At 65.8% G+C, this 12,914-nt stretch carries 9 protein-coding genes; 4 read left to right on the top strand and 5 right to left on the bottom strand.

Annotated elements, in window-relative coordinates; all coding sequences use genetic code 11:
- Window positions 1-132: 132 nt before the first annotated feature.
- Window positions 133-612 (bottom strand): 2-C-methyl-D-erythritol 2,4-cyclodiphosphate synthase, encoded by a 480-nt coding sequence (gene ispF / locus E1N52_RS27890; RefSeq protein ID WP_069268105.1) that lies wholly within the window; start codon window positions 610-612, stop codon window positions 133-135.
- Between the two features lie 34 nt (window positions 613-646).
- Entirely contained in the window at window positions 647-1,366 is a 720-nt protein-coding gene (gene ispD / locus E1N52_RS27885; protein WP_133186026.1) for a 2-C-methyl-D-erythritol 4-phosphate cytidylyltransferase, read from the bottom strand.
- 237 nt (window positions 1,367-1,603) lie between these two features.
- On the opposite strand from ispD, the gene mfd reads away from it, so the two are divergent.
- The 4 genes from mfd (at window position 1,604) to mscL (ending at window position 8,157) form a co-directional block, all read left to right on the top strand.
- Window positions 1,604-5,083, top strand: coding sequence for a transcription-repair coupling factor (gene mfd / locus E1N52_RS27880; protein WP_133186025.1), 3,480 nt, complete (start codon window positions 1,604-1,606; stop codon window positions 5,081-5,083).
- A 183-nt stretch (window positions 5,084-5,266) separates the two neighbouring features.
- The gene (argE, locus tag E1N52_RS27875) at window positions 5,267-6,487 is read left to right on the top strand and encodes an acetylornithine deacetylase (protein WP_133186024.1); all 1,221 of its coding nucleotides are present in this window, start codon (window positions 5,267-5,269) and stop codon (window positions 6,485-6,487) included.
- A 24-nt stretch (window positions 6,488-6,511) separates the two neighbouring features.
- Window positions 6,512-7,522: a threonine/serine dehydratase family protein gene (locus E1N52_RS27870; RefSeq protein WP_133186023.1), complete on the top strand. Its 1,011-nt coding sequence runs from the start codon at window positions 6,512-6,514 to the stop codon at window positions 7,520-7,522.
- A 188-nt stretch (window positions 7,523-7,710) separates the two neighbouring features.
- Complete coding sequence (mscL, locus tag E1N52_RS27865) at window positions 7,711-8,157, top strand: large conductance mechanosensitive channel protein MscL (RefSeq protein ID WP_069268109.1); 447 nt, start codon at window positions 7,711-7,713, stop codon at window positions 8,155-8,157.
- Window positions 8,158-8,235: 78 nt separating this feature from the next.
- Here mscL and E1N52_RS27860 read toward each other — a convergent pair whose 3' ends face one another.
- The 3 genes from E1N52_RS27860 to E1N52_RS27850 all read right to left on the bottom strand — a co-directional run bounded on the left by E1N52_RS27860 (window position 8,236) and on the right by E1N52_RS27850 (window position 12,574).
- Window positions 8,236-10,233, bottom strand: coding sequence for a hybrid sensor histidine kinase/response regulator (locus E1N52_RS27860; RefSeq protein ID WP_133186022.1), 1,998 nt, complete (start codon window positions 10,231-10,233; stop codon window positions 8,236-8,238).
- Window positions 10,234-10,343: 110 nt separating this feature from the next.
- Window positions 10,344-10,844 (bottom strand): response regulator, encoded by a 501-nt coding sequence (locus tag E1N52_RS27855; protein WP_133186021.1) that lies wholly within the window; start codon window positions 10,842-10,844, stop codon window positions 10,344-10,346.
- A gap of 77 nt (window positions 10,845-10,921) precedes the next feature.
- Window positions 10,922-12,574, bottom strand: a complete 1,653-nt coding sequence (locus E1N52_RS27850; RefSeq protein WP_133186020.1) for a sensor histidine kinase — start codon at window positions 12,572-12,574, stop codon at window positions 10,922-10,924.
- Between the last annotated feature and the right edge of the window lie 340 nt (window positions 12,575-12,914).

Raw genomic sequence — 12,914 nt, 5'->3', positions numbered from 1 at the left:
AAAAAAACGAAAATTAATCCGCAAGAAAAGCAACGGCGATGATTGCAGCTGCAATCATCGCCGTAAGCTGCGGAGCAGGCACGCGCCCTGCTCGCGCCGTTCAACCCTTCAATACGAGGGTTGAATAACCGGTCACGCGCGCAGCAGGAGTACCGCCGCCTGCGCTTCGATCCCTTCGCTGCGGCCGAGATAGCCGAGCTTTTCATTCGTCTTCGCCTTCACGTTGACGCGCTCGACCGGCAGGTTCAGGTCTTCGGCGATCGTCTTGCGCATCGATTCGATGTGCGGCGCGAGCTTGGGCGCCTGCGCGATCACCGTGGTATCGACGTTCATGAGCGTGAAGCCCGCCTCCTGCACGCGGCGCAGACATTCGCGCAGCAGCACGCGGCTGTTCGCGCCGTAGAACTGCTTGTCCGTGTCGGGGAAATGGCGGCCGATGTCGCCGAGCGCGGCGGCGCCGAACAGCGCGTCGGTGATGGCGTGCAGCAGCACGTCGGCGTCCGAGTGGCCGAGCAGGCCGCGATCGTAGGGGATCGTCACGCCGCCGAGCACGAGCGGGCGGCCGGGCACCAGCGCGTGCACGTCGTAGCCTTGTCCGATTCTGATGTCCATGTTTGGGATTCCGGGTAGAGGGATTGCGGCGCGCTTACTCTGCGGGCCGGCTGAGGATCGCTTCGGCGAGCGCGAAATCTTCGGGGTACGTCACCTTGAAGTTGCGCAGGCTGCCCTGCACGAGTCGCGGCGCGTGACCGAGCCATTCGATTGCACTCGCTTCATCCGTGAGATCGTGGCCGTCTTGATGTGCGCGCTCGATGGCCGTGCGCAGCATGCCGATGCGGAACATCTGCGGGGTCTGGGCCTGCCAGAGTCCGTCGCGCGATTCGGTACGCGCGATATGCACGCCGGGCGCCGCGGGATCCTTCGGCGCGACGCGCTTGAGCGTGTCGGCCACCGGCAGCGCCATGATGCCGCCCACCGGGTCGTCCTTGAGCGACTGGACGAGCGTGCGGATCAGCGCGGGCGTGATGCCGGGGCGCGCGGCGTCGTGCACGAGCACCCAGTCGTCGTCGGTCGCGCCGAATTCAGCAAGCGCGGCGAGGCCGTTGTAGACCGTAGCCTGGCGCGAGGCGCCGCCGCAGCGGCGCACGGCAAAGCGCAAGCCGCCGAAGCGCCGGGCGTCGAAGTGGGTATCGTCGGGGGAAATCACCACGAGCGTCTGCGAGAATTCGTTGCAGGCGTCAAAAGCGGCAAGCGTATAGTGCAGGAGGTCGCGTCCGGCAACGATTCGATATTGTTTCGGCATGGCCGAGCCCGACCGGCTGCCGGTGCCGGCGCACGGAATCAGGGCAAAGAGGCGTGAAGTCACGGTGTCGCGAGCCGCATGAGTCAAAGTAAAGGACGGATTTTATAATAGGTCCCTTACCCGCACGCCGGACGCCCGCAAAACGGCCATAGAATGCCCGCGCAATGTAAGGAAAAGCGCGCCGAATTCACTTGAAGACCAGAAACCGGCCCTTATATTCCGGTGTTGCACCCTGCCGGAATTGAACTGGCCACCATACCGACACACGCGCCGACACACTCGTCGGCCACCCTGTTGCCCATGTCCGATATCGCCGCTTCCTCGCAATCCCCGTCCCCCGTTGCCGTCGTCAAGCCGGGGCAGCGCTACGCGTTCGACGGCACGCACGGCTCGTCCGACGCGCTCCTGATCGCCCGCTACCGCGAGGCCGCGCGCGCCAGCGCCGCCCGTGCGCCGCTGCTGGCCGTGATCTGCGCAAGCGCCGTGGACGCGCAGCGCCTCGCCCAGGAGATTCCGTTCTTCGCGCCCGAGGCGCGCGTGCGCCTGTTGCCCGACTGGGAAACGCTGCCGTACGACACGTTCTCGCCGCACCAGGACCTCGTTTCCGAGCGCCTCGCCACGCTGCACGATCTCGGCGAGGGCCGCTGCGACATTCTCATCGTGCCGGCCACCACGGCGCTCTACCGCATGCCGCCGGCCTCGTTCCTCGCGGCCTATACGTTCTCGTTCTCGCAGGGCGAGCGCCTCGACGAAGCGAAGCTCAAGTCGCAGCTCACGCTCGCGGGCTACGAGCACGTAAGCCAGGTGGTGCGCCCGGGCGAATACTGCGTGCGCGGCTCGCTCATCGACCTCTTTCCGATGGGCTCGCCGCTGCCCTACCGCATCGACCTCTTCGACGACCAGGTCGACTCGATCCGCGCGTTCGATCCGGACAGCCAGCGCAGCCTCTATCCCGTGAAGGATGTGCGCCTGCTGCCCGGCCGCGAGTTCCCGTTCGACGAAGCCGCGCGCACGGCGTTTCGCAGCCGCTGGCGAGAGGTGTTCGAGGGCGACCCGAGCCGCGCGACGATCTACAAGGACATGGGCAACGGCGTGCCCTCGGCCGGCATCGAATACTACCTGCCGCTCTTTTTCGAAGAGACGGCCACGCTTTTCCACTATCTGCCGGAAAACGCCCAGCTGGTGTTCTCGGGCGACCTCGACGCCTCGATCCGCCGCTTCACGAACGACACGAAGCAGCGCCACAACTTCCTCTCGCACGACCGCGAGCGGCCGATCCTGGAGCCGCAGCGCCTCTTCCTGACCGACGAGGACTTCTTCACGTTTGCGAAGCCGTTCGCGCGCCTCGTGCTGCCCGCCACGAGCGCGGGCGGCTGGGCCACGGCGCTGCCGAACCTCGCGATCGACCGCCACGCCGACGACCCGCTCGCTTCGTTGCGCACGTACCTCGAGACGACGAAGAACCGCGTGCTGTTCGCGGTGGAATCGGCGGGCCGGCGCGAAACCATCGCGCAGCTGCTCGCCGACAACCATCTGCGCCCCACGGGCGCGGACAGCTTCGAGGACTGGCTCACCGGCGACGAACGTTTCGCGATGGGCGTCGCGCCCCTTTCCACGGGCTTCTCGCTGCCGGGCGAGGAACTCGCGGTCATCACCGAGACCGAGCTTTACGGCCCGCTCGCGCGCCGCGCCGGGCGCCGCCGCCAGGAACAGGCGAGCAACGTCGATTCGATGGTGCGCGACCTCTCCGAGCTGAAAGTGGGCGATCCGGTGGTCCATGCGCAGCACGGCATCGGCCGCTATCACGGCCTCGTGACGATGGACCTCGGCGAAGGCGATACCGAGTTCCTGCACCTCGAATACGCGAACGGCAGCAAGCTCTACGTGCCGGTGTCGCAACTGCATGTGATTTCGCGCTACAGCGGCGCCGATCCCGATAGCGCCCCGCTGCATGCGCTCGGCTCGGGCCAGTGGGAAAAGGCGCGCCGCAAGGCCGCGCAGCAGATCCGCGACACCGCAGCCGAACTTTTGAATCTCTACGCACGCCGCGCCGCGCGCGAGGGCCACGCGTTCGCGCTCGAACCGCGCGATTACGTCAAGTTCGCGGAGAGTTTCGGCTTCGAGGAAACGCCTGACCAGGCCGCAGCGATCGCCGCCGTGATCGGCGACATGACGAGCGGCAAGCCGATGGACCGCCTCGTGTGCGGCGACGTGGGCTTCGGCAAGACCGAAGTAGCATTGCGCGCGGCGTTCATCGCCGTGATGGGCGGCAAGCAGGTGGCGATTCTCTCGCCCACCACGCTGCTCGCCGAGCAGCACACGCAAACCTTCACGGACCGTTTTTCTGAATGGCCCGTGCGCATCGCCGAGCTTTCGCGCTTCAAGACCGCGAAGGAAGTGAGCGGCGCGATCCAGCAGATCAACGACGGCAGCGTCGATATCGTGATCGGCACGCACAAGCTGCTTTCGTCCGATGTTCAGTTCAAACGCCTCGGGCTCGTGATCATCGACGAGGAGCACCGTTTCGGCGTGCGTCAGAAAGAGGCGCTCAAGGCGCTGCGCGCGGAAGTGGACGTGCTCACGCTCACCGCTACGCCGATTCCGCGTACGCTCGGCATGGCGCTCGAAGGCCTGCGCGACTTCTCCGTGATCGCGACCGCGCCGCAAAAGCGCCTCGCCATCAAGACGTTCGTGCGCCGCGAGGAAGACAGCGTGATTCGCGAGGCCATGCTGCGCGAACTCAAGCGCGGCGGCCAAGTGTACTTCCTGCACAACGAGGTCGAGACCATCGAGAACCGCCGTGCGATGCTCGAAGCGCTCGTGCCGGAAGCGCGTATCGCCGTGGCGCACGGCCAGATGCACGAGCGCGAACTCGAAGCCGTGATGCGCGATTTCGTGGCGCAGCGCGCGAACGTGCTGCTCTGTACGACGATCATCGAGACCGGCATCGACGTGCCGACCGCGAACACGATCCTCATCCACCGTTCCGACAAGTTCGGTCTCGCACAGCTGCACCAGTTGCGCGGCCGCGTCGGGCGTTCGCACCACCAGGCGTACGCGTATTTGCTCGTGCACGATCCGCAAGGGCTCACGAAGCAGGCGCAACGCCGGCTCGAAGCCATCCAGCAGATGGAGGAACTCGGTTCCGGCTTCTATCTGGCGATGCACGACCTCGAGATTCGCGGCACGGGCGAAGTGCTCGGCGACAAGCAGTCGGGCGAGATCCAGGAGATCGGCTTCCAGCTGTATACGGACATGCTCAACGACGCCGTGAAGGCGCTGAAAGACGGCCGCGAACCCGATCTCAACGCGCCGCTCGCGGCGACCACCGAGATCAACCTGCACGCGCCCGCCATCCTGCCCGCCGACTATTGCGGCGACGTGCAGGAGCGCCTGTCGCTCTACAAGCGGCTCGCGAACTGCGAGCACGACGATTCGATCGACGGCATTCAGGAAGAGCTGATCGACCGCTTCGGCAAGATGCCGGCGCAGGCGCATGCGCTGATCGAAACGCACCGTCTGCGTCTGGCGGCCAAGCCGCTCGGCATTACGAAGATCGATGCGGGCGAAGCGGTCATCGGCTTGCAGTTCGTGCCGAATCCGCCCGTGGACGCCATGCGCATCATCGAGATGGTGCAGAAGCACAAGCACATCAAGCTCGCGGGGCAGGACAAGCTGCGCATCGAAACGCGCAGCCCCGATCTCGCAGTGCGCGTGGCGACCGTGAAGGAGACGTTGCGCGCGCTCGGTGCGCCCAATCGCGCTAGCGCGTCGCGCTGAACGCCTTTTCACTTCTTCGAACGCCCGCGCGGATTGCCTTCTGCGCGGGCGTTTTCACGTCATGCTGCAGCGCGCCATGCCCCGCGCAGTCGACCGCTGCGTGGGACACCGCACGGCTCGCGGCTTTGGCTTGCCGCATTCTTTTTGGGTAAGATGAAGAATACGAGCAAGCTGGAGTCCAACATGTCCCTCGCCGCTGAAACAGCGCAGTCGTCCACGCCTTCCGCCTCCCTTCCCGCCTCGCTCCCCTGGGTCACCCGCCTGGTTTCGATGGATACGGTCAGCCGCCATCCGAATCTCGGCCTGATCGAGACTGTGCGTGACGATCTGCGCGCCCGCGGCATCGAATCGACGCTCACCTATGGCCGCGACGGCAAATGGGCCAACCTGTTCGCCACGATTCCCGCGTACGACGGCGAGACGAACGGCGGCATCGTGCTCTCGGGCCACACCGACGTGGTACCCGTGGACGGCCAGAAGTGGGACAGCGACCCGTTCAAGCCCGAGATTCGCGACGGCCTGCTCTATGGCCGCGGCACCTGTGACATGAAGGGTTTCATCGGCGCGGCGCTCACGCTCCTGCCCGAGATCCAGCAGACGAAACTGGCGAAGCCCCTGCACCTCGCGCTCTCGTTCGACGAGGAAGTGGGCTGTGTAGGCGCGCCGCTCATGATCGAAGAACTCGTGAAGCGCGGCGTGAAGCCTGAAGGCTGCATCGTGGGCGAGCCCACGAGCATGCGCCCCATCGTCGCGCACAAGGGCATCAACGCGTACCAGTGCTGCGTGCGCGGCCAGGCTGCACATTCGTCGCTCACGCCGCGCGGCCTGAACGCGATTGAGTATGCGGCGCGCCTCATCTGCTATATCCGCGACATGGCCGACGAGTTCCGCGCGAACGGTCCGTTCGACGAGCTCTACGACGTGCCGTTCACGACCGCGCAGACGAGCACGATCGAAGGCGGCAACGCCATCAACACGGTGCCGGCCGAATGCCGCTTCGCGTTCGAGTTCCGCAATCTGCCTACGCTCGACCCCGACACGATCTTCGCGCGCATCGAGCAATACGCGCGCGAAACGCTCGTGCCGAAGATGCAGCGCGAGCACGCCGTGGGCGCGATCGAGTTCACGAAGATCGCCGCGGCACCTGGCCTCGACGCCACCGAGCAGGCTGCGATCACGCAGCTCGTGCGCGCGCTCACCGCCGACCAGGCGCGACGCAAGGTGGCCTATGGCACCGAAGCGGGCCTCTTCGCGCGCGCGGGCATTCCGAGCGTGGTGTGCGGACCCGGCGACATCCAGCAGGCGCATAAGCCGAACGAATACGTCTCGCTCGAACAGCTCGCGGCCTGCGAAGGTTTCCTGCGCAAGCTCGTGCACGGCATGTCCGTCGAAGCCCTGGCATAGTAACCACGCCGCACGCGCACCATCATGTCCACTGCCGCGCCGCTGCCCACCAGTCACACGATCGACGGTGAGGCGATCCCCACGCTCGACGAGATCGCCTCGCAGCATTTCGCGCTCGCGCCATGGGTGCTGCGCACGCCGGTGTTCGATCGCCACGATCTGTCAACGCTCGAAGCGACGCTCGTGAACTTCAAGTTCGAGTTGCTGCAGTCGAGCGGCAGCTTCAAGGTGCGCGGCGCGTTCACGCATCTGCTCGCACTCGACGCCGCGCAACGCAGCGCCGGCGTCACGTGCGTTTCGGGCGGCAATCACGCCATTGCAGTGGCCTACGCGGCGATGCGCCTTGGCATCAGCGCGAAGGTCGTGCTCTTTCGGACCGCGAGCGCGGCGCGCGTCGCGCAGTGCAAGCGCTTTGGCGCGGAAATCGTCGTGGCGGGCAACAGCAGCGAGGCGTTCGAGATCGTGCGCCGTATCGAGACCGACGAGGGACGCTATTTCGTGCATCCCTTCAACGGCTATCGCACGGTGCTCGGCACGGCCACGCTTGGCTACGAATGGGCCACCCAGGCGCCCGATCTCGACGCAGTCGTCGTGCCCATTGGCGGCGGCGGGCTCGCTGCAGGCGTCGCCACTGCGCTGCGACTCGCGAATCCGCGCGTGCGCGTCTATGGCGTCGAGCCCGAGGGCTCGGACGTGATGAGCCGCAGCTTCGCCGCGAACCACACGGTGCGCCTGACTCACATGCACTCGATCGCCGACTCGCTCATGTCGCCGCATGCCGAGCAATACAGCTATACGCTGTGCCGTCGTCATCTCGAGCGCGTCGTCACGGTCACCGACGACGCCTTGCGCAGCGCGATGCGGGTGCTCTTCGAACAACTCAAGCTCGCCGTTGAGCCCGCTTGCGCCACGGCCACGGCGGGGTTGCTCGGGCCGCTGCGCGACACGCTGCAAGGCAAACGCGTGGGCGTGCTGCTGTGTGGCACCAACACCGATCCGGCGACCTTTCACCAGCAGATCTCGCTCGCGCGCTGAGTCCAGAGGCGGCCCAAATCGAGCGCGGTGGGCACGCTGCGTGCGTTCTCCGGGACTTCGTCATGGTCCCCAGCAAAACGTCAGGGAATGTCAAATTGCTACCGCGATACGGATGCGTTCGCTATGATTGCGCCAATACGCCGTATTGACCCCAGCCCCGTGCCGCGCCATTCAGGGAGAGCCCGCTCATGAGTATCGTCCAGGAGTTCAAGGAATTCGCCGTCAAAGGCAACGTCATGGATCTCGCCGTCGGTGTGATTATCGGTGGCGCGTTTTCGAGCATTGTCAACTCGATCGTGAAAGACCTCATCATGCCGGTCATCGGCGTGATCACGGGCGGCCTCGACTTCTCGAACATGTTCGTGCGGCTCGGCCACATTCCGGCCAGCTATAAAGGCAACCCCGAGTCGTACAAGGACCTGCAGACCGCGGGCGTGGCCGTGTTCGGCTATGGCTCGTTCATCACCGCGGTGATCAACTTCGTCATTCTCGCGTTCATCATCTTTTTGATGGTGAAGTTCATCAACAAGCTGCGCCAGCCGCAAGCGGCTGCGCCCGCCGAGCCGCCGCCCACGCCCGAAGACGTGCTGCTGCTGCGCGAGATCCGCGATTCGTTGCAGAACAATCCGCGCTGATCCGCTCGGAGCGCTCAGATAAAAGCCCGCGCCGCCGCAAGGCCGCGCGGGCTTTTTTATGCCCGGATACAGGCAGAGTCAGGGACGAGGCACGGCGGAATCGCGCTCGGCCGCCGTGCTGCGCGAGGCTGCGGCCTCTTCAATGAGCCGTTCGAGCTGCTCGAAATTGACGGGTTTCGTGAGATGCGCGGTAAAGCCCGCTTCGACACTGCGGCGCACGTCGTCGTCGGTGCCGAAGCCGGTAAGCGCAACGGCGGGCGCCGTTGATTGCGCACGAAACGCCCGGATGAAGTCGATGCCCGAGCCATCCGGCAGGCCGATGTCGCTCACGACGAGGTCGAAGGCCATGCTGGCCGTGAGCGCGAGCGCGCCGGCCACGCTGCCCGCCACCGCCACCTCGTGGCCGCCCGCACGCATCAGCTGCGACATCACTTCGGCGGTGTCCTCGTGATCCTCGATCAGCAGGATGTTCAGCGCGCCCACCCGCTGCGGCCCGCGCAGCTCGGCGGTCACGGCCGCCCCTTCGCCCCGCGCCGCCGTCGGCAGGACGATGGTGAAGGTCGAGCCACAATGCGCGCCGGGGCTCTTCGCGCCCACGTTGCCGCCATGCGCCTCGGTCAGCGCCCGCGTCACGGCAAGACCTAAACCGAGCCCGCCGAACTGGCGCGTGAGATTGTGGCTGCCCTGCTCGAAGGCATGAAAGAGCTTGCCGATCTGCTCGGGCGCAATACCGATGCCCGTATCCTCGACCTCGATCTCTACCTGCATGCGCTCGTCGCGCGTGCGCACGTAAATGTGGCCGCCGTCGGGCGTGAATTTCGCGGCGTTGCGCACGAGGTTCCAGAGCATCTGCTGCAGGCGCGCACGGTCGCCGCGCACATAGTGCTGCTGCGCGCGCAGATCCACATGCACGTCCTGCTGCTTGATCTGGATTTCGCTATGGAAGAGCTCGAGCACGGCCTCGATCACCTCGTGCACGTCGACGGTCTCGAGCGCAAGGCTCAGCTTGCCATTGGCCACGCGCGTGAGATCGAGCAGATCGTCGATCAGACGCGCCTCGAGCTCGATATTGCGGCGAATCATCAGCACGCCCGCGCGCGCCGCATCGGGCAGGCCCGGGATCTGCTCCAACAGACGCGTGCCCGCGAGCACCGGCGTGAGCGGCGTACGCAGTTCGTGCGAGAGCATGGCGAGGAAGCGGTCTTTCGCGCGGTTGGCTTCTTCGGCGGTTTGCCGTGCGGCCTGCTCTGAAGCGAGCAGGCGCTCGCGCTCCTGGGTCGCTTCGCGCTGTGCGTCGATGTCGGTGCAACTGCCGAACCATTTGTTCACGCCGCCGCGCGGGTCGCGCATCGGAACGATTCGGACATCAAACCATCGATAAACGCCATCGTGGCGGCGAATCCGCAACTCGTGGCGATAATCGGCGGCGCCGCTGCTCACGGCCTTGAGCCAGGTGTGGCGAATCTCTTCGCGATCGTCGGCATGCACGGCGTCGAGCCACGCGAGACCGTGCGACTGGCCCGCGTCGAGACCCGTGTAGTCGAGCCACTGCTTCGAAACAAAGTCGCAATTGCCGTCCGCGCCGCAGGTGAGCACGAGGTGCGGCAATGCTTCGGAGAGCGTGCGGTAGTGCTCTTCGCGGTCGCGCAGAAGCAGCGCTTCGTCCGAGGCGCGCTGCAACGCCACTTGCGAGAGCACGCGCGCGACGGCTTCAGGCAGATAGTCGAGATAGTCGCCCGATTTCGGCACCACATCCGAAACGCCCGCGCGCAACGCGGCGATCACGCGGGATTCGTCGGTGAAGCCGGTCACGAGGATGGCAGGCACGCGCACTTCGTCGGCACGCAGGCGGCGGAAGAAGTCGAGGCCCGTTTCCGCGCCGTCGAGCTGGTAGTCGAGCACGAGCACGTCGGGCGTCTGCACGGCGAGCAACGCGCGCGCCTCCCCGACGCCCGTGCAGGTGTCCACACGCGCACCGGCGCGCAGAAGCGATTTGCGGGCGAGGCGCAGGATGCCTTCGTCGTCGTCGACGACGAGCACGCGTGCACCGTCCAGCATCGTGTGTTCCTCAGTCATGCGCGAAGCATCCCTGCGGGCACGGGTCCGGTTTGCCGTCGTTCTTCCCGCCGTCGTTCCATTCGGTTGCCAATGCGTGATGATTCCATGCGTGATGCGTACGTGAAGCGTTATTGGGCGCCGGCCGGCCGCGCCTGGACGAAGCGATGTCCGGGCGGCAGCTTGACGACCTGGAGAAAGAAGCCGAGCCGGCGAACGGCCTCGATGAACGCGTCATATTCGACCGGTTTCGTGATGTACACGTTGCAGCCGAGTTCATAGCAGCGTTCGATTTCGCGAGGGTCGTCGGTCGTCGTCAGCACGATCACCGGCACCGACGCCGTGGCGGGCTCCGCCTTCAGGCGCCGCAGCACCTCGAAGCCGTCCACGCGCGGCATACGCAGGTCGAGCAGCACGACAAAATTGCCGAGCGCGTCGCGCGAAGGCCAGTGCGCGGCTGCAGCCGGGTTATCGCCCGGCGTGCCGAAAAAGTAATCGAGCGCCTCCTGGCCGTCGCGAAAACGCAGAAAACCGTTCGAGATCCCCGAACGCCGCAGGTTACGCTCGACCAGCGTGGCATGCCCGTCGTCGTCTTCGATCAGCACGATGCTGACCTGTTCCCCGTTCGTCATCTCGACTCTCCTACGTCCTGCATGAACTTTTTAAGGCTTGTTGAAAGCTTGCCGCGCAGCGCGCGCCAGCATACCCGCTATGTGGTACGCATCGGCTGGTCCGGCAGCGCGACGAAAAACGTCGAGCCCGCGCCCGCGGTCGATTCGACCCAGATGCGCCCGCCGTGCCGCTCCGCAATACGCTTGGCGAGCGCGAGGCCGGTGCCCTGCCCCGGCGACTCGCCGCCGTGCAGCCGCTGAAAAGCGCGGAACAGCTTGGGCAGATACGCTTGCGCGATACCAACGCCATTGTCGCGCACAAAATAAGTCCGCGTACGCTCGCCAGGCTCTCCGGCTTCTGATTTTCCCGGGTCTTTTCCCGCGCTGTTACCGGGTTCGCCCGCGGGTTCGCCGCCGTGCATCAGCGCACCGATCTCGACGCGGCCCGGCCGCGCTGGATCGAGATGGTGCAGCGCGTTCTCGATGAGGTTGCCGAAGATCTGCTCGAGTGCTGCCGGATCGCCCCACGCGGGCGGCAATTCGCCCACCTCGATGCGCGCGGCCTTCGCATGTTCCTCGGTGAGGCCACCGAGCACGCGCTCGACGAGCCGTGCGACGTTGACGCGCTGCCAGCGGTATTCGAGGCGGCCGGCGCGCGAAATGCGCAGCAGCGCGTCGATGATGGCCGCCGCGCGCGCCACCGCCTGACGCAGGAATTTCAGCGATTCGTCGACATCGCCGTCGAGCACTTCGGCCATCGCGCGATATTCGTTTTCCGGCAGACCCGCCGCGTCGACCTGCGCGCGCAAGTCGTCGCACGATACCTGCAGTTCCTTCGAAAAACCCTGCAGGTTCACGAGCGGCGAGCGCAAATCGTGCGACACGCTGTAGATGAACATCTCGTTGTCCTGACTCTCCTGGCGCAAATGCTCGTTGGCGCTCGCCAGATCCGCCGCGCGCGCCTGCAACTGCGCCTTCAGCGCAGCCTGCTCGCGCTCGGCCACGCGCAGCCGCGCGCTTGTCTGATGCAGCACCGTATCGAGCGCGGCGATTTCATCGTTACCCGAGAGCGGCGGCGCGAGCGGCGCCCCATCGCCCAGACGCTCGGCGTTCGCGCCGAGCGCAGCGAGGCGCACGCCCACGTTGCGCGCAAACGCCATGGCCGTGAAGCCCCAGATCAGCATCGAGCCCACCACGGCAAAAATAAGCGCGTCCTGCTGGCGCTCGCGCGTCTCGCGCAGCATCGCCGCTCGGACCTCGTCGAGCCGCGTTTCCTCGGCGATGAACTCGCCCAGCACTTCGCGCACCGTCTCGATCTCGGGCGGCATGCCGTTGCCCGCCGCGCGCGCGAACGGCGCGCTATGCCCCGTGCGCAGCGCATCGGCAATATCGCCCGCTTCCTTGCGCCATGCATAGGCGGCATTACGCATGCGCTCGACGCGCGCGAGCTGGGGCGGATTGTCGGCGACCATGCGCGCGAGCAGCGTGATGCGGTCGGAGAACTCGGTCCAGACGGCGTGGCGATCGATGAAGGAAGGGTCTTCTAGCACGATACCGGTGCGCACGCGCGCGGCTTCGCGCAGCAACGGGTCGACGAGACTATTGGCTTGCCACAGGATTTGCTGCGTGTTCTCGGCGCGTTTGGCCGCGAGCGCGGCCTCCCCCTGCGTGTCGAACACGACGCCGAGCAGCGCCAGTTCGACGGCGCTCGGAATCGCGATCAGCAAGAGCCCCTTGGCGAAGAGTTTCATGTCGGTCTGGTCCGGTGGCGGTCTGGGCGGCGCGCCGTGCTTTTCGCCATGCTTTTCTGCAATGCGTTTTGCAAGATCTCGCGCCGCGTGCGCCCTCGCGACGCCTGACAGTTGAGGCGCCTGGAGCTGCCGCGTGCACCAGAACCGCAACATTATCTGCGCGATTTTTCAGGATGACAATGTATGTGACATCACACACGTTGCCTCGTGGAAAACCCGCTTTTTTGCGGCAATTCGCCACACCGAGCGCACACACAGGTCTATTATTGAGACGGAGACAAGCGAGAGAGCGCCGGGATATCTACATGAGCGCGACGTGCGATCCGGCATGGCGTTTGCG

Source organism: Paraburkholderia guartelaensis, assembly GCF_004353905.1.
GTDB classification, from domain to species: Bacteria; Pseudomonadota; Gammaproteobacteria; order Burkholderiales; family Burkholderiaceae; genus Paraburkholderia; species Paraburkholderia guartelaensis.
This window is presented reverse-complemented; position numbering and strand designations above follow the sequence as displayed.

Bases quoted from the DNA above. Each gene is read 5' to 3' on its own strand.
- E1N52_RS27860 (WP_133186022.1), bottom strand. From the start codon at position 10,233: ATGACTGAGGAACACACGATGCTGGACGGTGCACGCGTGCTCGTCGTC.
- mscL (WP_069268109.1), top strand. From the start codon at position 7,711: ATGAGTATCGTCCAGGAGTTCAAGGAATTCGCCGTCAAAGGCAACGTC.
- argE (WP_133186024.1), top strand. From the start codon at position 5,267: ATGTCCCTCGCCGCTGAAACAGCGCAGTCGTCCACGCCTTCCGCCTCC.
- ispF (WP_069268105.1), bottom strand. From the start codon at position 612: ATGGACATCAGAATCGGACAAGGCTACGACGTGCACGCGCTGGTGCCC.
- mfd (WP_133186025.1), top strand. From the start codon at position 1,604: ATGTCCGATATCGCCGCTTCCTCGCAATCCCCGTCCCCCGTTGCCGTC.
- E1N52_RS27850 (WP_133186020.1), bottom strand. From the start codon at position 12,574: ATGAAACTCTTCGCCAAGGGGCTCTTGCTGATCGCGATTCCGAGCGCC.
- E1N52_RS27855 (WP_133186021.1), bottom strand. From the start codon at position 10,844: ATGACGAACGGGGAACAGGTCAGCATCGTGCTGATCGAAGACGACGAC.
- E1N52_RS27870 (WP_133186023.1), top strand. From the start codon at position 6,512: ATGTCCACTGCCGCGCCGCTGCCCACCAGTCACACGATCGACGGTGAG.